This is a genomic window from Leptolyngbya sp. AN10 (assembly GCF_050565645.1).
Lineage (GTDB): Bacteria > Cyanobacteriota > Cyanobacteriia > Leptolyngbyales > Leptolyngbyaceae > Leptolyngbya.
In genome coordinates this window covers 140,853-161,045 of record NZ_JBNXVP010000014.1, presented here as the reverse complement: position 1 = coordinate 161,045, position 20,193 = coordinate 140,853, and the positions used below count along the sequence as shown (strand labels likewise).

At 46.6% G+C, this 20,193-nt stretch carries 24 protein-coding genes; 8 read left to right on the top strand and 16 right to left on the bottom strand.

Annotation, left to right across the window (positions count from 1 at the left end):
* Window positions 1-172: 172 nt before the first annotated feature.
* The 4 genes from ACQ4M5_RS20530 to lpdA all read right to left on the bottom strand — a co-directional run bounded on the left by ACQ4M5_RS20530 (window position 173) and on the right by lpdA (window position 3,955).
* Window positions 173-1,081, bottom strand: coding sequence for a hypothetical protein (locus ACQ4M5_RS20530; RefSeq protein WP_430677540.1), 909 nt, complete (start codon window positions 1,079-1,081; stop codon window positions 173-175).
* 56 nt (window positions 1,082-1,137) lie between these two features.
* A complete protein-coding gene (locus tag ACQ4M5_RS20525) occupies window positions 1,138-1,401 on the bottom strand; it encodes a DUF5340 domain-containing protein (protein WP_430677539.1) in 264 nt (87 codons plus the stop codon).
* A gap of 128 nt (window positions 1,402-1,529) precedes the next feature.
* The gene (gene trpC, locus ACQ4M5_RS20520; protein WP_430677538.1) at window positions 1,530-2,414 is read right to left on the bottom strand and encodes an indole-3-glycerol phosphate synthase TrpC; all 885 of its coding nucleotides are present in this window, start codon (window positions 2,412-2,414) and stop codon (window positions 1,530-1,532) included.
* A 116-nt stretch (window positions 2,415-2,530) separates the two neighbouring features.
* Window positions 2,531-3,955 carry a dihydrolipoyl dehydrogenase gene (gene lpdA / locus ACQ4M5_RS20515; protein ID WP_430677537.1) on the bottom strand — a complete coding sequence of 475 codons (1,425 nt, stop codon included), beginning with the start codon at window positions 3,953-3,955 and terminating at the stop codon, window positions 2,531-2,533.
* A 203-nt stretch (window positions 3,956-4,158) separates the two neighbouring features.
* On the opposite strand from lpdA, the gene ACQ4M5_RS20510 reads away from it, so the two are divergent.
* Window positions 4,159-4,347: a hypothetical protein gene (locus ACQ4M5_RS20510; RefSeq protein ID WP_430677536.1), complete on the top strand. Its 189-nt coding sequence runs from the start codon at window positions 4,159-4,161 to the stop codon at window positions 4,345-4,347.
* Between the two features lie 30 nt (window positions 4,348-4,377).
* Here the strand turns inward: ACQ4M5_RS20510 and ACQ4M5_RS20505 are convergent, their stop codons facing one another.
* Together ACQ4M5_RS20505 and ACQ4M5_RS20500 are read right to left on the bottom strand one after the other, a co-directional pair.
* Window positions 4,378-4,566, bottom strand: a complete 189-nt coding sequence (locus ACQ4M5_RS20505) for a DUF6887 family protein (RefSeq protein WP_430677535.1) — start codon at window positions 4,564-4,566, stop codon at window positions 4,378-4,380.
* Window positions 4,563-4,739, bottom strand: coding sequence for a DUF6888 family protein (locus ACQ4M5_RS20500; protein WP_430677567.1), 177 nt, complete (start codon window positions 4,737-4,739; stop codon window positions 4,563-4,565). The genes ACQ4M5_RS20505 and ACQ4M5_RS20500 overlap by 4 nt, the downstream gene beginning before the upstream one ends.
* A 126-nt stretch (window positions 4,740-4,865) precedes the next feature.
* Here ACQ4M5_RS20500 and ileS point away from each other — a divergent pair, with 126 nt between their 5' ends.
* Together ileS and ACQ4M5_RS20490 are read left to right on the top strand one after the other, a co-directional pair.
* Window positions 4,866-7,748 carry an isoleucine--tRNA ligase gene (gene ileS, locus ACQ4M5_RS20495; protein ID WP_430677534.1) on the top strand — a complete coding sequence of 961 codons (2,883 nt, stop codon included), beginning with the start codon at window positions 4,866-4,868 and terminating at the stop codon, window positions 7,746-7,748.
* 80 nt (window positions 7,749-7,828) lie between these two features.
* The gene (locus ACQ4M5_RS20490) at window positions 7,829-8,122 is read left to right on the top strand and encodes a DUF2442 domain-containing protein (RefSeq protein WP_430677533.1); all 294 of its coding nucleotides are present in this window, start codon (window positions 7,829-7,831) and stop codon (window positions 8,120-8,122) included.
* Here ACQ4M5_RS20490 and ACQ4M5_RS20485 read toward each other — a convergent pair.
* The 9 genes from ACQ4M5_RS20485 to alaS form a co-directional block, all read right to left on the bottom strand.
* Window positions 8,099-8,707, bottom strand: coding sequence for a DUF938 domain-containing protein (locus ACQ4M5_RS20485; RefSeq protein ID WP_430677532.1), 609 nt, complete (start codon window positions 8,705-8,707; stop codon window positions 8,099-8,101). The two genes, ACQ4M5_RS20490 and ACQ4M5_RS20485, sit on opposite strands and share 24 nt — an antisense overlap.
* Before the next feature lie 4 nt (window positions 8,708-8,711).
* Entirely contained in the window at window positions 8,712-9,842 is a 1,131-nt protein-coding gene (gene bioF, locus ACQ4M5_RS20480) for an 8-amino-7-oxononanoate synthase (RefSeq protein ID WP_430677531.1), read from the bottom strand.
* Window positions 9,832-10,047 carry a hypothetical protein gene (locus tag ACQ4M5_RS20475; RefSeq protein WP_430677530.1) on the bottom strand — a complete coding sequence of 72 codons (216 nt, stop codon included), beginning with the start codon at window positions 10,045-10,047 and terminating at the stop codon, window positions 9,832-9,834. The genes bioF and ACQ4M5_RS20475 overlap by 11 nt, the downstream gene beginning before the upstream one ends.
* 12 nt (window positions 10,048-10,059) lie before the next feature.
* Entirely contained in the window at window positions 10,060-10,407 is a 348-nt protein-coding gene (locus ACQ4M5_RS20470) for a DUF1823 family protein (RefSeq protein ID WP_430677529.1), read from the bottom strand.
* Window positions 10,404-10,982, bottom strand: coding sequence for a DUF4231 domain-containing protein (locus ACQ4M5_RS20465; RefSeq protein WP_430677528.1), 579 nt, complete (start codon window positions 10,980-10,982; stop codon window positions 10,404-10,406). The genes ACQ4M5_RS20470 and ACQ4M5_RS20465 overlap by 4 nt, the downstream gene beginning before the upstream one ends.
* A 13-nt stretch (window positions 10,983-10,995) precedes the next feature.
* Complete coding sequence (locus ACQ4M5_RS20460) at window positions 10,996-11,829, bottom strand: alpha/beta hydrolase (RefSeq protein WP_430677526.1); 834 nt, start codon at window positions 11,827-11,829, stop codon at window positions 10,996-10,998.
* Between the two features lie 5 nt (window positions 11,830-11,834).
* Window positions 11,835-12,239 carry a type II toxin-antitoxin system VapC family toxin gene (locus ACQ4M5_RS20455; protein WP_430677525.1) on the bottom strand — a complete coding sequence of 135 codons (405 nt, stop codon included), beginning with the start codon at window positions 12,237-12,239 and terminating at the stop codon, window positions 11,835-11,837.
* A complete protein-coding gene (locus ACQ4M5_RS20450; RefSeq protein ID WP_430677524.1) occupies window positions 12,236-12,454 on the bottom strand; it encodes a DUF2281 domain-containing protein in 219 nt (72 codons plus the stop codon). Before ACQ4M5_RS20450 ends, ACQ4M5_RS20455 begins: the two co-directional genes overlap by 4 nt.
* Window positions 12,455-12,654: 200 nt before the next feature.
* Complete coding sequence (gene alaS, locus ACQ4M5_RS20445) at window positions 12,655-15,276, bottom strand: alanine--tRNA ligase (protein WP_430677523.1); 2,622 nt, start codon at window positions 15,274-15,276, stop codon at window positions 12,655-12,657.
* A gap of 99 nt (window positions 15,277-15,375) precedes the next feature.
* On the opposite strand from alaS, the gene ACQ4M5_RS20440 reads away from it, so the two are divergent.
* Entirely contained in the window at window positions 15,376-15,501 is a 126-nt protein-coding gene (locus tag ACQ4M5_RS20440) for a hypothetical protein (RefSeq protein ID WP_430677522.1), read from the top strand.
* Here ACQ4M5_RS20440 and ACQ4M5_RS20435 read toward each other — a convergent pair.
* On the bottom strand, window positions 15,491-16,135 hold the full coding sequence (locus tag ACQ4M5_RS20435) for a Uma2 family endonuclease (protein ID WP_430677521.1): 645 nt from the start codon (window positions 16,133-16,135) through the stop codon (window positions 15,491-15,493). The genes ACQ4M5_RS20440 and ACQ4M5_RS20435 overlap by 11 nt on opposite strands.
* 121 nt (window positions 16,136-16,256) lie before the next feature.
* Here ACQ4M5_RS20435 and ACQ4M5_RS20430 point away from each other — a divergent pair, with 121 nt between their 5' ends.
* The 4 genes from ACQ4M5_RS20430 (at window position 16,257) to ftsH (ending at window position 20,058) form a co-directional block, all read left to right on the top strand.
* Window positions 16,257-17,132, top strand: a complete 876-nt coding sequence (locus ACQ4M5_RS20430; RefSeq protein ID WP_430677520.1) for a D-alanyl-D-alanine carboxypeptidase — start codon at window positions 16,257-16,259, stop codon at window positions 17,130-17,132.
* A 40-nt stretch (window positions 17,133-17,172) separates the two neighbouring features.
* Complete coding sequence (locus ACQ4M5_RS20425) at window positions 17,173-17,550, top strand: nucleotidyltransferase family protein (protein ID WP_430677519.1); 378 nt, start codon at window positions 17,173-17,175, stop codon at window positions 17,548-17,550.
* Window positions 17,547-18,023: a hypothetical protein gene (locus ACQ4M5_RS20420; protein WP_430677518.1), complete on the top strand. Its 477-nt coding sequence runs from the start codon at window positions 17,547-17,549 to the stop codon at window positions 18,021-18,023. Before ACQ4M5_RS20425 ends, ACQ4M5_RS20420 begins: the two co-directional genes overlap by 4 nt.
* A 112-nt stretch (window positions 18,024-18,135) precedes the next feature.
* A complete protein-coding gene (gene ftsH / locus ACQ4M5_RS20415; RefSeq protein ID WP_430677517.1) occupies window positions 18,136-20,058 on the top strand; it encodes an ATP-dependent zinc metalloprotease FtsH in 1,923 nt (640 codons plus the stop codon).
* The last annotated feature ends 135 nt before the right edge of the window (window positions 20,059-20,193 follow it).

Here is a 20,193-nt window from a genome sequence, read left to right as displayed (position 1 = left end):
CGCGAACCCGCCCGGAGCTAAACCTCCGGGCTAATCGAAGGAACCCCACTGAAGTGGGCTAAGATTGCGATCTGAGGGGGCTTCAGCCTCCTTTCCTACATTAGCCCGGTCGGTTTAGCGCCGGGCGGACTTCATCGCAGCGACAGACCATCATCGGCACAAAATCTTAAACCTAACTTTTCCGAGTGCGATAGGTGCGGCGACGTACCAAAAATTCAGGAATATCGCTCTCGGTTTTGAAAGAATTCGATCGAGGCATCGACTTTAAATCCGGTGGCGCAGTGGTATCGATCGAATCGACTAACGCTCTTACCTCTGGCGGCAATTCTTGATCAGTCAAAGCTTGCTTCAGCGCGATCGCGGTTTCGTGCAATCCCTGAAATCGAGTCTTCCAATGCTGAATTGCCGTTTCATATTCACTCGCCTGCTGTGCCTGACTGAGAATCTGTTCCTGCATTTCGGCAGTTTGACTCTCTAACTCCGTGATACGAGTTTGACTTTGTTCTCGATCGACTTCTAATTCCTGACAGACTTGCTGAAGGAGCGCCTGAGTGGTCATGTGTCGCGCAATTCGAGATTCTAACGCTTCAACTTGCGCTTCGAGTTCGATGATTCGCGCTTGATCTTCTTGTTTTTGGGATTCGAGGTCTTGTAACTGTTGTCGTCTTAGTTGCAAATCGGTTTGAAGCACTTGAAACTGTTGTTCGATCGCAAACGGTTGAACATCCGCCGATTCAGTTTGTCGTGCTTCTGCCGCCGCTAAAAGCGCTTGATAATCCCGTTCTCGCTGTTGTGCCTGTTGGATTTTGAGTTCGAGTTCCGCTTTTTGTTGGGAAAATAGCAGTTTGAGTTGATGAATCGCTTGCTGTTGCACATTGGCAATTTCCTCAGTCGAAGCTAATTGCCGTTCGAGGAAATGCTGATTCACCGCTTGCGATCGCAATTCTTCCAAACTCGCGATCGACTGATCGAGGGCTTGTTCTAGATCACGAATTCGTCGCTGTTGGGCTTGAACCTGTTGCAACAAGTCCGGAGCAGCAGAATCCTCAAAGCTCAAACTGAGTTGTTCCGGTTCTGACACCGCTCGAATCTCCAAAAACTCGACTACCAACGTACACGCAGTCTCAGATTTGCGCCTCAGTGTTTCGGTTCTGGAGGCAAGGTCACAGCTTCGGTGGGCATTTCGGCACTATTAAGCGACCAGCGATATTCGATCGAGATATTCAATCGTTCTAATTCGCCTTCAAGACGTTTTTGCTGAGAGAGCGCTTTGCGGAGGGCGATGATCAGTTGTTGAACCTGGTCTCGGTGTTTCGCATCGACCGCAAACATTGTCTGACGTTCTAACAGTTGTAAGAGCAATTCATAATGAATGTGCGATGGCAAGGGGATCGGTTCCATGAAAGACCTACCAGGAAGGATTGGAATAGTAGAGAACACTGTCTAGACTGTATATGCTGAATCCCTAGAAACTCAAGGTTTACTCTAAAAAATTATTGCAGTACAGTCTAGCGCAGAAATGCTCAGGTTCATTTGCCCAGCAATTGTGCGAGTGCTTGTCCAGGATCAGGCTGTTTGACGATCGATTCTCCAATCAAAACGGCAGTCGCTCCCGCCTGCGAAACTCTCGCTAAATCAGCAGCGGTATAGAGTCCAGATTCACTGACGATCGTAATGTTCTTTTCTGCTAACACCGAAGCTCGATCGCGCAACAGATCTTCAGTGGTTTGCAAATTGACTTCAAAGGTTTTGAGATTGCGATTGTTAATCCCGACAAGCGTAACTCCATCGAGTGCGAGAACGCGATCGAGTTCTTCCAGGGTATGCACTTCAATTAATGCAGTCATTTCCATCGCTTTCACAATCTTGAGGAAATACTGCAAGTCTTTATCAGACAGAATCGCAGCAATCAGAAGGACTGCATCGGCTCCGTGTAATCGTGCCCAGTACATCTGATACGGATACACGATGAAGTCTTTACACAACAGCGGGAGATCAACAACGGCGCGGATTTTCGCTAAGTTCTCAAAGCTACCTTGGAAGAATTTGGCATCAGTGAGAACAGAGAGACAGGATGCGCCACCGGATTGGTAAGATTGTGCGATCGCTTCTGGGTCAAAGTCTTCCCGAATCACGCCTTTACTCGGTGATGCTTTTTTGACTTCTGCGATTACAGCAGGCTTAGTTTGGCTATTTTTCAACGCTGCCAGGAAATCTTTGGGTGCAGGTAAATCTTTGGTTTTGCGTTGGAGTTCGATTAAGGGCGTTTTTTCCCGCAGTTGATCGACTTCGGTTTCTTTGTGCCAGACGATTTCTTCGAGAATGCTGCGGGGTTCGCTGTCGGGAACTTTGGCTTGATAGCGCAATTCTTGGACAGCGACAGCGGGATTAGGAGAACGACGACGAATTTCCATTAATTATTGCGAGGGTTAGGGATTTTCTTTGAGTTCGGAATGATCGGGCTTTGCCCCCTAAGTCCCCCACGAGTGGGGGACTTAGGGGGCTGGAAGAACTAAAACGAAGCGCTCATTTAGGCGTGTACCGCCGCCCGTTTGTACGCTTCATCCAAAATTTCCGAAAGTGTCGGATGCGTATGCACCAAGAACGCCAGAGATCGAACCGATTCCCGTTTCGCGATCGCATTCGCCGCTTCTTGAATCAGATCCGCCGCATGTAGCCCGATGATATGCGCTCCTAACACTTCTCCAGTATCTTTGCGATACACGATTTTGGCGATTCCTTCCGATTCCCCTTCTGCGATCGCTTTCGCGTTTCCTTTGAAGTAAGTCCGTACAACCGCAACTTCAAATCCTTCTTTCTTCGCTAATTCCTTCGCTTGTGGCTCGGTCAATCCGACGAAACTGATTTCAGGATGGGTAAATGCGGCAGCAGGAATACTGCGGTAATCAATTTCACGTTTCCGTCCACAAATATTCTCGATCGCCACGACTCCTTGAGCCGAAGCCGCATGAGCCAGCATCATTTTCCCAGTCGCGTCCCCGATCGCCCATAGGTTCGATACAGGTTTGCCTTTCGATAACACCTGCATCTTGTCGTTGACTGGAATGAAACCACGATCGAGTTCAACATTGACCATTTCTAAGCCCAACTCTTTCGCATACGGAATTCGACCCGCAGCCACGAGACAAGCATCGACTTCAAGCACTTCGACCAATTCTTTCGTCTTGGCATCAATTAGCTCGATCGTCACTGGAGATCCTGGAGTCACTTTCGCCGCAAACACACCAACTTTCGTTTCGATATCGCGTGGGGTAATCAGAATTCTTTGAGCCAACTTTGCAATATCCGGATCAAATCCCGGCATCAATTGATCGAGTCCTTCGATCATCGTGACTTCGCAACCCAGCGCAGTGTAGACATCCGAGAATTCAAGCCCGATATAACCGCTACCCACGATCGCAACCCAAGGCGGCAACGACTCCAACTTAATCGCGTCATCGCTCGTAAACACGGTCGTGCCATCGGTCTGAACTCCCGGCGGCACGAATGGGATCGAACCTGGAGCCAGAATAATATCTTTCGCGGTAACGCTCTTCTCGCCTTCTGGAGTCGAAACGACTAATTTCTGCTTGCCCGCGACTCGTGCTTTTCCGTGAATCACATCGACTCCGAGTCGTTTGAGACTGCCGATCAAGCCTTCGCGCTGTTTTGTCACGATCGACATTGCATGATTCGCGATCGCCGCTCGATCGAACGCGACATCGCCCACCTCAATCCCCAGCGACTTTAAATGATGCGCGTTTTGTAATTCTCTGACTCGTCCAGAAGCCGCCAACAGTGCCTTAGAAGGAATGCAGCCCCGATTGACGCAGGTTCCGCCCATATCCGCCGCTTCAATAATTGCAGTCTTCAGACCACAATCCACCGCGTGAAGTGCTGCGCCGTGACCTCCCACGCCCGCACCAACAATAACCAAATCGTAATCGTAAGCCACAGTTCCCTCCCGTTCTCAATGCCTATTTATTCTCATCTGCAAAGCGTCGATTCGACAATACAGGAATCCGATTTCTCCCGTACCGATTCCCTCAAGTGAAACCGTTTCTCTCGAACTGGGCATCCTGATTCAAGCGAAGTCACTGAGAAAAAAGAGAACATCGCCTTGAGGCAATCTGTCTCAAACTGTGAAGGAGTAACCTTATGGATCGACAACAGCGAGAATTACGCGCCCGCGCCGCCAAAGACTTTGCCGAGTCGCTGAATAAATTACAGCAGACGCTTTGTACTCCTGAAGCTGAACCAGCAGAGTTGGAAGAACCGTCACTCGACATCGAACAAGCCTTCGCTGATCTTGAACGCTTCATGCAGGAACAGGACGAACAGAATTAAAAAGGGATCGATTTGCGATCCCTTTCCTAACTAAATTTCGCCTTGGATTTTCTTCCGAATGATTTCGTAAGTTTCCTCAAAAGAATTCGTTTTATACCTCACCGCATTTGGATTTCCACGGCTAAACAGTTCGCGAATTGCTTCATCATCTTCGCGATGAGCCAATACATAAGCTCTTAAGTCATCTTTACTCATTGCTTTAAAGTCTGGTTTCGTCATACAAAATTCATCTCTCCATTTTGATTAATCACGATTTCGATGCTTTCGGAAGCTAGGATGTAAATGTTTCCAGTCAGGTGATCAAATCGGAAAAGATGGATATCCCGCAGCATATTCGAGAGACTTTGGCAAACCTCAACGGATTTGAACGCTTGTGCAGTGGTGAGATTAATGATTCGTTCCTCAATTCTGACATATTTAAACTGCCCAGGAAATCCGAAACAAATTTCGCGCTTCTCTCCACAGTGGCGAAATTCCTGACAAAATAGACGGATATGTGATTTTTAGCCCCTTTTCTTATGACTGCGACAGAACCCGGTTCATACAAAAACAGCGTGAACCTGCCCCAAACCAAGTTTGATATGCGTGCCAATGCCGTCAAACGTGAGCCTGAATTGCAAAAATTTTGGGCAGAGCAACAGATTTACGAACACCTGTCGCAAGAGAATCCGGGTGAAGAGTTCATTCTGCATGACGGTCCGCCTTACGCAAATGGCGCACTCCACATCGGTCACGCACTGAACAAAATTCTCAAAGATACGATCAATAAGTATCAACTGCTCAAAGGGCGAAAGGTTCGCTACGTGCCCGGATGGGATTGTCATGGATTGCCGATCGAGCTAAAAGTCCTACAAACTCTCAAGCCCGAAGAGCGGCGACAATTGACTCCGTTATCGCTACGGCAGAAAGCACGAGATTTCGCGATCGGCACAGTGGCTCAACAAGCAACCAGCTTCAAACGTTACGGAGTTTGGGGTGACTGGGATCATCCTTACTTAACTTTGAAACCTGAGTACGAAGCGGCTCAGATCGGTGTGTTTGGGCAAATGGTTCTCAAAGGCTATATCTATCGCGGATTAAAGCCTGTTCACTGGAGTCCGAGTTCTAAAACGGCACTTGCAGAAGCAGAATTGGAATATCCAGAAGGTCATACTTCTCGAAGTTTGTATGCTGCGTTTGAAGTGCTGAATCTGTCGAAAGATTTGCAGATGCCACTTGATCCATTTTTGGGTGAGTTGGGGGTAGCAATCTGGACGACGACACCTTGGACGATTCCGGCAAACTTAGCAGTGAGTGTGAACCCCGAATTGGTTTACGCGGTGGTAGAAGTTGGGGAGAATGAACCTGGACGATTTAAGTATCTGATCGTGGCGAAAGATTTGGTCGATCGCTTATCTGAAGTTCTCGGTACTTCTCTCGAAGTCAAAGCAACGATGATGGGTCGATTGTTGGAGCATACGACCTATCGGCATCCACTGTTCGATCGTATTAGTGAAATCGTAATCGGTGGTGATTATGTCACGACTGAATCTGGGACAGGATTAGTTCATACAGCTCCGGGTCATGGTCAAGATGACTATCTAGTTGGACAACGCTATGGATTGCCAATCTTGTCTCCGGTGGATGATGATGGCAACTTTACCGAAGAAGCGGGACAGTTCCAAGGTTTGAATGTATTGGGTGATGGTAATCCTGCGGTGATTGAAGCCTTGCAAGAAGCTCGATCGCTGTTAAAAGAGGAACCCTATCAACATAAATATCCTTACGATTGGCGGACTAAAAAGCCAACAATTTTCCGCGCAACTGAACAATGGTTTGCGTCAGTGGAAGGCTTCCGAGATCAAGCATTGGAAGCAATTTCTGGAGTGCAATGGATTCCAGCACAAGGAGAGAATCGGATTACCTCAATGGTGGCAGAGCGATCGGATTGGTGCATCTCTCGTCAAAGAAGCTGGGGTGTACCGATTCCAGTGTTTTACGACGAGGAAACTGGAGAGCCATTATTGAATGAAGAAACGATCGCACACGTGCAAGCGATCGTGGCGGAAAAAGGCTCAGATGCTTGGTGGGAAATGTCGATCGAGGAACTTCTCCCCGAAAAGTACCACGGCAAGAAGTACCGCAAAGGTACAGACACAATGGATGTTTGGTTTGATTCTGGCTCTTCTTGGGCAGCAGTCGTCGAACAGCGTTCAGAGTTGCGCTATCCCGCCGATATCTATCTCGAAGGTTCAGATCAACATCGTGGCTGGTTCCAATCGAGCTTACTCACGAGTGTTGCAACTCAGGGACAAGCACCTTATAAAACAGTGCTGACTCATGGTTTTACTTTGGATGAGCAAGGACGCAAACAAAGTAAATCGTTGGGTAATGTGGTTGATCCAATGATTGTGATTAATGGCGGTAAGAACCAACAGCAAGAACCGCCTTATGGTGCGGACATTCTGCGCTTGTGGGTGTCATCGGTAGACTACACCACAGATGTACCGATCGGTAAAAACATCCTGAAGCAAATGTCAGATGTGTATCGGAAGATCCGCAACACAGCCCGATTCTTGCTAGGGAACTTACACGACTTTGATCCAGCAAAAGATGCGGTTGCTTACGATCAGTTACCGGAACTCGATCGATATATGCTGCACCGCATGACGGAAGTATTTGACGAGATCCAGGACTCGTTTGAGACGTATCAATTCTTCCGATTTTTCCAAACTGTTCAAAACTTCTGTGCAGTCGATTTGTCGAACTTCTACCTCGACATTGCAAAAGATCGGTTGTACATCAGTTCTGTAGATGCAGAACGTCGTCGGAGTTGTCAGACTGTATTAGCGATCGCGCTTGAGAACTTAGCGAAGTCGATCGCGCCTGTTCTCTCGCACATGGCAGAAGATATCTGGCAGTACTTACCTTACGAAACACCTTACAAATCGGTGTTTGAAGCGGGTTGGGTGAAGCTGGACGATCAATGGCGCAATCCGGAACTCTCGCAGAAATGGGAAAAGCTGCGTGACATTCGTGGAGAAGCCAATAGAGTACTGGAACAAGCACGAACCGATAAAGCGATCGGGTCTTCACTCGAAGCAAAATTATTGTTGTTTGTGACTGATCCAGAATTACGATCAGTGCTACAACTGCTGAATCCTGCTGATAGTTTGAGCGGAAATCGAGTGGATGAATTGCGCTATCTGTTTATTACTTCGCAAGTTGAACTGTTAGAGTCATCAGATCGATTAACCGAAGCTAAGTACACCACTCAAACAGAAAGCTTGGGAATTGGTGTTGTTAAAGCAGAGGGTGAGAAATGCGATCGCTGTTGGAACTATTCGACTCAGGTTGGGAAATCCTCCTTACATCCATTGTTGTGTGAGCGATGTGTTCCAGCGATCGACGGTCAATTCTAAATTCTATGGTGGAAGATTCATACAGAGGTCACACGATTCTTTCGTAAGCTTCCACCCTTGAAGTAATTGGAGATTGATAGATGAAGCCTCCAAAAATTGTGTCTGCTCAAGCGATCGACGATCGTACTCTATTAGTTGAATTTTCCAATCACGAGATTAAGCATTACGATATTTCTAAATTATTGGACAAACCAATGTTCAAACCCTTGCAAAATCCGCACTTTTTTAGGAATTTTAAGGTTGATTTTGGGGGATATGGGCTAGTTTGGAATGATGAAATTGATATTAGTGAACATGAGCTTTGGCAGAACGGTATCAGTCAGAGTTCGACGGAACAAGATTTGAATCAATCACTGTTTCTGAAACACAACTGATAAATTGTTAGCTGGCATTGCAACTACTTTCAACAGTGCCAGTTTTTGATGTTCAGCCGTAGCAACAACGTCCTCTAGATTTCTTACACCCCATTCTGGATTTTGTAATTGTAAACTTTCATCAAACATCTCATTGCTTGGTGCGGTATGAGTTCCACCTTGCTTGTAAGGACCATATAGATACAAGATTCCACCAGAGGGAAGTATTCGATTTGCGCCTGCCATCAAGCCCAAACAGGCTGACCAGGGCGAAATGTGAATCATATTGATGTTCACGATCGCGCTAATTGGCTCTTCAATATTCCAAACCGAGTCACGAGCATCGATCGTAATCGGAGCCGCTAAATTCTCAGCAGGTTCAAACTCACGCCATGCAGCAATACTCGCGATCGCGATCGGGTTTAGATCAGAAGGTTGCCATTTTCGAGGAGCAAGATGCGGCGCAAAAAACACTGCATGTTCTCCAGTGCCGCTAGAAATCTCTAGAATAGTTCCAGTCGGTGGCAAAACTTCGCGTAAGACTTCTAGAATTGGTTCGCGGTTGCGTTGGGTCGCAGGAGCAAATTGGCGATCGGAGGAATTCATAGTATTAATTTAGTGCTGTGATTAGTCGATCGAGTTGTTCTCTCGTATGTGTTGCCATTACAGTCATGCGAATTCGACTGGTTGGAACAGTCGGAGGACGAATTGCAGGAGCAAAAATACCTCGATCGCTGAGTAACTGTGCAGTTTGAAGCGCAGTTTGAACATCGGGCAACTGCCAGCAGAGAATTGGTGAATCTGAAGGTAGCAATAGTTTTAATTTGAGGTAAGTTACATTCTGCCAAAGCTGCGATCGACGTTCCGGTTCTGATTGAACAATTCTAATTGCACACAACGCCGCCGCCGTATCTGCCGGAGAAAGTCCTGTCGTATAGATCCAACTCGGAGCACGATTTCTCAGAAAATCAATCAATGCAGTCGATCCAGCAACGTAACCTCCTAAGCTTCCTAATGCTTTGCTCAAGGTTCCCATCTGAACAATTGCACGTCCAGTACAACCAAAATGCTCTACACATCCCGCACCTGTCGCGCCCATTACGCCTGTTCCGTGAGCTTCATCGACTAGCACCATGCACTCAAAATGATCTGCTAAATCTAAAATCTCAGGCAAAGGACAAAGATCACCATCCATGCTGAACACAGTATCAGTTAGAATCAAGCATCTTTGGAAGTGCGATCGCTGTTGTTCTAACTTGGTCTTTAAATCTGCAATATCACAGTGCTGATACTCTAAAATTGTTGCTCCACTAACAATTGCACCATTTCGCAAGCTCGAATGATTGTATTGATCCGATAAGATGAGATCGCGTTTGCCGACCAATGCCGCGATCGCGCCTAAGTTCGCTAAATATCCAGAGCTAAATACGATCGCATCTTCAGCTTGTTTCAGTTGTGCGATCGCGGTTTCTAATGCTCGATGTAGCGGTCGATGTCCTGTGAGCAATCGCGATCCTGTGCTACCTGTACCATAGTTTTGAGTAGCTTCGATCGCAGCATGAATCAATCGATCGTCTGTTGCAAGTCCTAGATAGTCATTACTAGCAAAATTGAGATAAGTGCGACCTTCAATTTGAATCACTGCACCTGGACGATCGATAGTTTTAACAGATCGATGCCAGCCTGCGCGGTCGATCGCACTTAATGATTGTCCTATCCAAGCATAAGGATCATTCTTCATCCGGTTGCTCGCGAATTTCAGCACTCTTACCGCGCACCGGAGGCAGTTTATCGACTAAACCCATTTCAAACGCAACATCGGGCAACTCTCCTGCAATGTAGCGACCCGGTTGATACACTTTTCCAGGAGTAAAGCACATTTGACGAAGTTGAACCGTTTCAGCGGGCAGAAACATAGCTCTCGACATTCGGCGTTCGATTCCCATAACAGTCGTCTCCTAAAGTGGAATTTGATTCTGCTGCATGTAGCTTAACAACCAGTTCGCCATTGTTGCACGTCGAGTTTTGCGTGGAACAAGTTCATCGACTTTATAGCCACCAAATCCAAGCTGCTCTTTCAACAGTTGCTTGTTTTCTGGAGGAATCGATCGCGTTAATTTCACAACTGCTGGACGACTTTCAATAAAGTTCGGTGGTTCAGGATAAGCTTCTAACCATTGCGGATCAACGGTTCCATTGTCATACCCCAGATAATGACAAACGAGGCGATTCGCGATCGTATCGTCGATCGTATCGTTCAAAATCGCCCAAATTGTATCAGCGTTTAAGGATGGCAAATCAGTCATAGAGTAGGATCAGTTGGTGGAAGTTCAGGGGTTTTCTCTTGTGCACTCAATTGTTGCATACCTTCAGAAACATAGATTTCGACATCTCGCTGAATGATACCTTCAATCTCATCACTAAAAATCGGTAACGCTTCCTCGTGTGTTTCGTAGTTGCGATATGCACCACTGAGTTGAAAAAACTGCCAACCTTGAGTTTTCAATAGTTCTGCTGATTTACGATAGCTATACCAGCGATTGCCGAATTGATAAAATTCATCGATCGCAGAACTCACCGTCACAACTGCGCTCACAGCAATCACGGTCACTTTGAGAACTTTATCAACTTCCTTGTCTTGATTAAAGTTCATCGCCACAATAATCGGCACGATCGCGCTACAGATAATCACACTCAATCTCAAGCGTCGATGTCGATCGCGCATTTCTCCGGCTCGTTTTTCCATCCACATCACTTGATCGAGCCAGCGCATCCGAAGATATTCTCTGCTGCGTTGCTCTTTGAGATCCAGTGAGTCGATTAACTCTCCAAACTCATGTCTTAGCTGGTTACTATAATCGTCGGTTTTTTTCCCTGACATATCGCACTCCGAATTATCGAACGCCTTCCACAAACTTCCGAATCGCTTCTAAGTGTTCAATTGTAAATTCTGCGTCGTTATGATTTGCACCTCGAATAAATAATAATTGTTTCGGAGTTGGAGTGGCATCGTACAACGCTTGGCTCATTCTGGGCGGAACAATCTCATCTGCATCTCCGTGGAAGTACAGCACAGGCATTTTAAGCGTTTTCACTTTGTCGATCGAGTTAAATCGCTGCGTCAAAATTAGCTCGATCGGAAATAATCGAAACGGCTTCTGGAGCAATGCCATATCTCGCATCGACGTGAACGAGCTTTGAACAATCAGCGCTCTCGCATCGGGCTGTTTCGAGGCTAAATCGATCGCGATCGCACCTCCGATCGAATAGCCATAAATCGTGATTTGATTCGGGGGAATTTTGCGATCGTTAATCAAGTAATTCCAAGCCGCTTGAGCATCTTCGTACACTTGAGATTCTGAGGGAAATCCGCCTTCACTTTTGCCATATCCCCGATAGCTAATCACCATCACGGAAAATCCTAGTTCGTGAATTCGCTCCATCTGGTCAACGCCGCCAAGCGTTCCACCATTACCATGAAAGTAAAGTACAGTGCCTAATTTCGCATCGCGACCCGGAAGCCACCAAGCATGAATTCGCTCAGTTTGACCAAGCCAGTTTTTTACTGGAACCCAGACTTCTTGAGCAGGCAAACCGAGATCGATCGGTGTTTTATAAATGGTTCGAGTAGGAAAGAAAATAAAGCGCGATTGAATGAGAAAGAGGACGAAACAGACCATTACATAGATTACCAATGCGCTTTTCAGCCCTTTCAAAAGCCACTTCATTTTCATCACCAGACTGTTTCAATATTGGTTAAAGCTTGTATCTTGTGATCGCAAGTGACAAGGGGCAGGCTCAACGATAACGCAGTTGCAGCAATAATACGATCGGGCAATTCGGGAACGGTTGCTCTGGAAATTTGTCGAAGTGCGATCGCGATTTCTGTCGTTAGGGACGCTACCACAATTCCGCTTGAACTACTCGATGTTAGGTCAATCAATGCTGAAAATTCTGAATCCGTAACTTTTCCCTTTTCAATCAAATAAATCAATTCTACAAGCGAAATTGCTGCAAGATAAGCAAAATCACCGGAACGAATCGTTTGGTCAATTCTCTCGCCTGCAACTGCTGAAAGTTTCGGAGAGTTTCGGAGATACCAAACGATCGCGTGGGTGTCGAGAAGAATTGAACTCATTCGATCTCTCTCGGAAAATTTGCCCACATTTCTCGTCGAATTTGGGCAATATCATCCTCTGTGATTTCTGCTCCCTCTTTCCAGATGCCTCTAGGAGTAGATCGTTCTTGCTTGGCTTCAGGTTGCAGCGATTCAATAAAGCTCAGAACTTCTCCTTGTTTCTCAGGTGGAAGTTTTTGCAGCTTTTCGAGAATGACCTGTTGAATCGAAGACATAGAATCTTCTCCTGAGAGATAGCACAGTTTCAATCTAACATTTGCCCTACTGTAATAGATTTTAGTGGAGCAGGTTCTCTAGTGGTTAGTCAAATTGAGAATGAGGAATAGAAAAGTGGGGAGTGGGGAGTGGGGAGGCGAGTTACTGTTTTTCTTACTCCCTACCCCCTACTCCCTACCCCTCATGATCTGGCTGACCACTAGACTAATCCAGCTTCTAACTGTTGCTTTGCTGCCGCCAATGCTTCCGGTAGCTTGCTAGTATCGCGTCCTCCCGCCTGTGCAAGATTCGGACGACCGCCACCGCCACCACCGCAGATTTTTGCGATCGCTCCCACGACCTTACCTGCTTGCAGCCCTTTCTTCACCACAGCCGGACTAAATGCCGCGACAAAGCTCACCTTCCCAGCTTCAGGAATTGAACCTAACACGATCGCGCCTTCTCCCACTTTTTGCAGCAATTGTTCTGCCGCTTTTTGAAGTGCTGCCGGATCAACGCCTTCAAGCTGAGAGACGAGAACTTTGAAGTCTCCAACCGTTTCAGCTTCGGCTAAGAGTTGATCCGCTTTTGCGATCGCTAACTGTCCCTTAGCTGCTTCCAACTGCTTCTGAGTGTTCTTCAGTTCAGCTTGCAGTGAAGTAATACGATCGCTGATTTCTTCAGGTTTGACTTTGAAGCGATCGCTTAACTCTTTGACTACGGTATCTCGAACATTCAGATACTCTAAAACCGAAGCTCCAGAAATCGCTTCAATCCGTCGAACTCCAGCAGCAACACCCGCTTCAGAAACAATCTTGAATAGTCCAATTTCTGCGGTATTGCTCACATGAGTTCCGCCACAAAGCTCCATCGAAACGCCTGGAAAATCGATCACGCGAACTTCATCGCCGTATTTTTCCCCAAACATTGCGATCGCGCCTTTCGCCTTTGCATCGGCGATCGGCATAACTGCAATTTCCGCTTGGTGTCCTTCTGCAATCCAAGTGTTGATCTGTTCTTCAATTTGCTGCAATTGTTCAGCAGTTAGCGGCTTGGAATAGTTGAAGTCGAATCTTAAGCGATCGAAGTCTACTAATGATCCCGCTTGAGAGATGCCATCGTCAACAATCCTGCGGAGTGCAGCTTGGAGTAAGTGAGTTGCCGAATGGTTTGCAGCAGCGCGACGACGACAGGATAAATCGATTTGAGCCGTGATGCGATCGCCGACTTGAACAGTTCCACGCTCGACTCGTCCAAAGTGAACGAAGAATGCAGATTCTTTCTTGACATCTTCGATCCGAATCACAGAATCATCGCCAGAGAGATAACCTCGATCGCCAATTTGTCCACCCGATTCTGCATAGAACGGCGTTTGGTTTAGAACGATTTGCACTTCGGTTCCAGATTCGACTCGATCGACCGTTTCACCATTGACGAGCAACAGTTGAATCTCTGATTGGCTCGATCGTTGTTTATAGCCTAGAAATTCTGTTTCCTGGAGTGTTTCAGCTAAGGTGTCGAGTGTTCCTTGAACGGTTAGATCAATGGTCTTATGTGCATCCCGACCGCGTTGCCGTTGAGCTTCCATTTCAGCTTCAAAGCCTTCCATGTCAATGGTTAAACCTTTTTCCGCTGCGACCTCTTCAGTCAGTTCAACTGGGAAACCGTAAGTATCGTATAGCTCAAACGCATCTTTGCCTGAGATTTGCTTGGTTTCTTTGCTCAAGAGGTCTTCTAGCAGTTTTTCACCACGATCGAGCGTCTTTCTAAAGCGTTCTTCCTCGATCTTAAGTTCCGATTTTACCGCGACTTCTTTCATTCGCACATTCGGATAAGCCGACTCAGAAAGCGCGATCGCAGTTTCTGCAACTTCAGGTGTGAAATCTCGATCGATTCCAATCAATCGCCCGTGTCGTACTACTCGACGAATTAATCGACGCAACACATAGCCGCGTCCTTCATTCGATGCGGTGATACCATCTGCAATCATGTGAACGACTGCACGAACGTGATCACCAATCACTTTGAGAGATACTTTTGTCGATTCATCTGCGGTTGCGTAATCGATTCCAGCAATCTTCGCGGCAGTTTGTACGATCGGGAAAATCAGATCCGTCTCATAGTTATTCGGCACTTGTTGAAGAATCTGTGCCAGCCGCTCTAAGCCCATTCCAGTATCAATGTTCTTGTTTTGCAGCGGTGTTAGATTCCCGTCAACATCCTGGTTGTATTGCATGAATACCAGGTTGTAATACTCAATAAATCGAGTGTCGTCTTCGAGATCAAGATGATCATCTCCTAGCTCCGGATGGAAGTCATAGTACAACTCCGAGCAAGGACCACATGGACCAGTAGGACCCGAATTCCAGAAATTATCCTTTGCACCCATCCTTTGGATTCGATGGGCAGGAATGCCAACCTCATCGCGCCAGATGGCAAACGCTTCGTCATCTTCCTCGAACACGCTCACCACAATTCGTTCTGGAGGCAAACCAAACGTTTTCGTAGACAACTCCCATGCCCATGCGATCGCTTGCGACTTGAAGTAATCTCCAAAGCTGAAATTCCCTAACATTTCAAAGAACGTATGGTGTCGCGCTGTGCGTCCCACATTCTCGATGTCATTCGTGCGAATACATTTCTGCGAAGTCGTGGCACGAGGAAATTCTGATTGTCGCTGACCGAGAAAAATCGGCTTAAACGGGAGCATTCCCGCGATCGTTAATAACACCGTCGGATCTTCAGGCACGAGCGACGCACTCGGAAGCGGTTGGTGTCCACGCTGTGCGAAGAAGTCGAGAAACGTTTGCCGAATTTGAGCGCCGCTAAGAGGAGTAGCCATTGGTCAAGAAATTTCAACAATTGCGTTAATTATCTTATCTTGCCGCAGGTTTCGGAAATCGGCTGACCTGACAAAACTTGAATGCTATAAGGAACAGGAATGGGACTCTCCGTGAGCTACCAAATTATTGTCGAGAAACATGGTGGAAAACTTGAATGTTTCTCAAAGCTTGGAGAAAGTTCAGAATTTCGGATTGAATTACCGATCGCGCCCACTACGAATTGATCTGCTGTCTTACCCATTGTCGAAATGCTTTCAAGGCTGCATTTCTTCCAATTGTGCGACACTGCGATCGATAGTATGGAATAGTTTGTGCAATTGATAAAGACGTAAAAAGCTCACTCTGTTCTGAAACTTCATACTGACCATTTCTCAATACATTGATTTGGAGTTGCCCTTTCTCAAATCGCCATAGCTCTGGAACTCCTAATGCCTGATAGATGCTGGGATGAGTTCGAGAAGTTAAATCAATTTCGATCGCCAGATCCGGAGGTGGATCAACGCTTAAATCTAATCGATCTTTTCCTCGCACTCTAGCTTCATTTTGAATATAGAAGCATTGATCTGGTTCAATTCCTTTGAGCATTTGCTGATTTTTGAACGTTGTTGAACCTAACGTTAGAAATTCAAGCTCTAATTCTTCTAGTAAAGCTTTAATCAAGTCTCCAATGACTTCTTTATTTACTTCGTGTTCGGGCAATGGGGTCATAATTTCCAAAATTCCGTCTTCATAAGCAATTCGGGCAGAACGTCGATCGCCCAATTCTTCTAAAATCCGCTCAAATTCTTGCCATGAAACATCCTGGAGTAGAACCCGCTGCCCTGGTGGAACTTCAATTCGCTTTAGGTCTAGAAGCATAATTTTGTGTTCTTAACTTCTTTATTCTCTAACATCCCAACAGATTTTAGAACCGCGATCGATGTCCAATCCTGTGATATATTGCTTCGCGGCAGGACAGATTCTGCTACGGAAAATCTCAGTGAATTCTACGATTAGCCCGATGCAAAAATCAGATCAAACCGCCCGAATCCGAACTTCGCAAGTAATAAAAGCGACTGCGATTATTGCCAGTCTAAGTTTAGGATTTTGGAACCGTCCCGAAGCCGCGATCGCTCAAACGAATCAAAGTCTTGCTCCAATTACAAGTTTCTGTTCAAGCGATCTCGCATCTAGAATCGATCGCATTATCCAGCAACCCAGATTTCGCACTGCTCGCTGGGGCATCGTAATTAAACCGATCGAGAAATCCACAATTCTCTACCAGCGCAATCCGAATCTTTCCCTGATTCCCGCCTCGAATGTCAAGCTCTTAACCACAGCCGCCGCGCTTCAAATTGCCGATCGTAATCCCCTGGCTAATTTTCAAAATTGGCTGACGGTTGTGAATCGATACAGCGACAACGATCGAGCCGATGCCCTACGTCGTCGAATCGGAGGTCAAACCGCGATTAGAAGTGCCCTAGCAGGTTTGGGAATTGATGCCAGTAGCTATGCACAGGTAGACGGCTCAGGACTTTCCCGGAGTAACCGAGTGACTCCATCCGCACTGGTGACTTTATTAGAAGCCATGTTTACCGCACCTCAGAACGAATTGTTTTATCGCTCTCTCGCCGTTGCTGGCGTGAATGGAACACTCAGAAATCGATTCCGTAATACTCTAGTTCAGGGCAATCTTCACGGCAAAACCGGAACATTACGCGGCGTGAGAGCGCTTTCTGGCTATTTAGAGAATCCGAGCTATGGCACGATCGCGTTTAGCATTGTGGTGAATCAGCCTGGACAATCAGGGACAGCCCTGGCAAGCGCGATCGATCAAATCGTGCTGCAAACTGCACAAGTCGATCGATGTAGTTGAAGAAGCGATTTATAATGAGTCCAGAAACGCAAGGATACTCATGACGAAAACAGCGCTAGATCTGACTTCCGAAGAGTTACGTCACTACAATCCTGCCAAGCGAATTGATCCTCAATTTGCAGACGAACATTGGCAGAAAGCTTGGGAATTAGTACCCAGATTGGTAACTCTTCTCAAAGAGCAGTTTGCGGCTGAACGAGTTGTCGTTTTTGGCTCATTGACTGATAAAAATCGTTATACACCTTGGTCAGATATTGACCTAGCCGTTTGGGGAATTGAGCCAAAGCGGTTTTATGTTGCGGTTGGTGTGTTGAACGAAGTCAGTTCAGATTTCAAAGTTGATCTCGTTGATCCGACCGATCCGTTCTGTCGCTCATCTGTGAAGCAAGCGATCGAGCAAACAGGAGTCGTCGTTTGAGCGAGATTCTACGGGAGCTTGCCGATCGTATTGTCACTGAATTGAATGAAATTGAAACCGTTGTCGATCGAACTCAACAGAGTTGGCAGCGGTTTCAACAGTCAGGAGATGATCTTTACGTCGATAGCGTCGCGTTAAATTTGCATGGCTTTTACAACGGGATGGAGCGGTTATTTGAACTCATTGCAGCAACAATCGATCGCTCCCGTCCAGAGGGAAATAATTGGCATCAAACACTGCTAAATCAGATGGCAGACGAAGTTCAAGAAGTCCGTCCCGCAGTCATCTCTGAAAGAAATCGCGTCATTCTGGATGACTACCGCAGATTTCGGCATATTGTTCGCCACCTTTACACACAGCAATTTGATGCAGAACGAATCCAACCGCTTGTTGAAACGCTTCCAAGTCTGTTTCCTCAGGTTCGGGCTGAATTACTGGCGTTTTCAACTTTCTTGGGACAGCAGAGCGAGTGAGAACGTTCTTCTAAAAGTACGGAAATCCTTACCTTTTGGCAGAGCTTTCTGACGAGAGCGATCGCGTTGCATTTTCTACAATATGGGTAAAACCATTCGGGATAAATCCGCAATGCCAGTAGAAACAAACAATAAACGTACTCAGCGTCCCAGGCAGTTTGGGGGCGGGTTGCTGATTGTATTCACGCTCTTATTGCTGCTTAATTTTGTGGTTCCAAGCTTTGGATCGCAAAATCAGCAGGTCGCTTATAGTGATTTCGTTTCCCAGGTTCGATCGGGGAATGTCGATCGAGCGATTATTGGAAATGACAAGATTGAATTTACGCTGAAATCGACGCAGCCTGCCTCAGATGGGACTCGCGCTCAGGTATTTGCGACAACTCCAGTGGCGATCGATTTAGATCTGCCGAAGATTCTCCGCGATAATAATGTGGAATTTAGCGCCCCGACTCCTAGCCCTTACAGTTGGATTGGCACGATCTTAAGTTGGGTGCTTCCTCCGCTGATTTTCTTCGGAGTCTATAGTTTCTTCATCAATCGCCAAGGTGGAGGAGCCGCAGCACTGACTGTAGGAAAAAGTAAGGCTCGAATCTATTCTGAAGGAACTACAGGAGTCAAATTTGGCGATGTGGCAGGAGTAGATGAAGCGAAAACGGAACTGCAAGAGATTGTGGACTTTCTCAAGAATGCGGAGAAGTATTCGCGCTTGGGTGCAAAAATTCCCAAAGGTGTGCTGCTCGTGGGACCTCCTGGAACCGGGAAAACCATGTTAGCGAAAGCGATCGCGGGTGAAGCAGGTGTTCCTTTCTTCTCGATTTCTGGTTCTGAATTTATCGAACTCTTCGTTGGTGTCGGTGCTTCACGAGTTCGGGATTTGTTTGAACAAGCGAAACAGCAAGCCCCTTGTATCGTGTTCATTGATGAGTTGGATGCTTTAGGAAAATCGCGGGGTTCGGGTAACTTTGTCGGCGGCAATGATGAGCGCGAACAAACCTTGAATCAATTGCTGACTGAGATGGATGGTTTCGATGCCAATACGGGAGTGATTCTTTTGGCAGCTACGAACCGTCCTGAAGTGTTAGATCCAGCATTGCGTCGTCCGGGACGGTTCGATCGTCAAGTCTTAGTCGATCGACCGGATAAAATCGGACGGGAAGCTATTCTCAATGTTCATGCTCGGACTGTGAAATTGGCGGAAGATGTGAATTTAGGCGCGATCGCAGTTCGGACTCCTGGATTCGCAGGGGCTGACTTAGCGAACTTAGTCAATGAAGCAGCATTACTCGCGGCTCGAAACAATCGGGATTCGGTTGTAATGGCAGATTTCAATGAAGCGATCGAGCGTGTGATTGCTGGACTTGAAAAGCGATCGCGGATTCTGAACGAAACCGAGAAGAAGATCGTTGCCCATCACGAAGTTGGACACGCTTTGATCGGTGCATTGATGCCGGGTGGCGGTAAGGTTGAAAAAATCTCGATCGTGCCTCGTGGAGTCGGTGCATTAGGCTATACGCTGCAACTTCCTGAAGAAGATCGTTTCTTGATGGCAGAAGATGAAATTCGCGGACGGATTGCGGTCTTGCTTGGAGGTCGATCAGCAGAAGAAGTCATCTTTGGTAAGGTTTCGACTGGAGCTAGTGATGATATTCAAAAAGCGACTGATTTGGCAGAACGAACGGTCACGATTTATGGAATGAGCAGTGAATTAGGTCCGGTTGCTTTTGAAAAAGTACAGCAGCAATTCATTGAAGGGTATAGTCCTTCGCGTCGTCAGATTAGTGCAAAAGTTACTGAAGAAATCGATCGAGAAGTGAAAACGATCGTCGATAACGCCCATCATATTGCTTTGGCGATTTTGAATCAGAATCGATCGCTGCTTGAGGAACTTTCTCACACCTTGCTGAATCAAGAAGTCCTTGAAGGTGAAGCGCTGCGGGCTGAATTAAGTCGAGTGCAAGCACCAGCCGAATTGGAGTCTTGGTTGAGAACGGGTAAAATTACTCAGACCACGATGGATTTGCAAACGGTGAACTAAGCTTTCAAAGTGTTGCTTCTCCGCAATTTAGCGCAAAACTTTCAATTCTCTTCTCATTGACAGCAAAAATACACCGTGTGAATACGGATTCTCTCTGAGCCACTTCAAAATCCTCTTCGTTCTTTAGGATACATT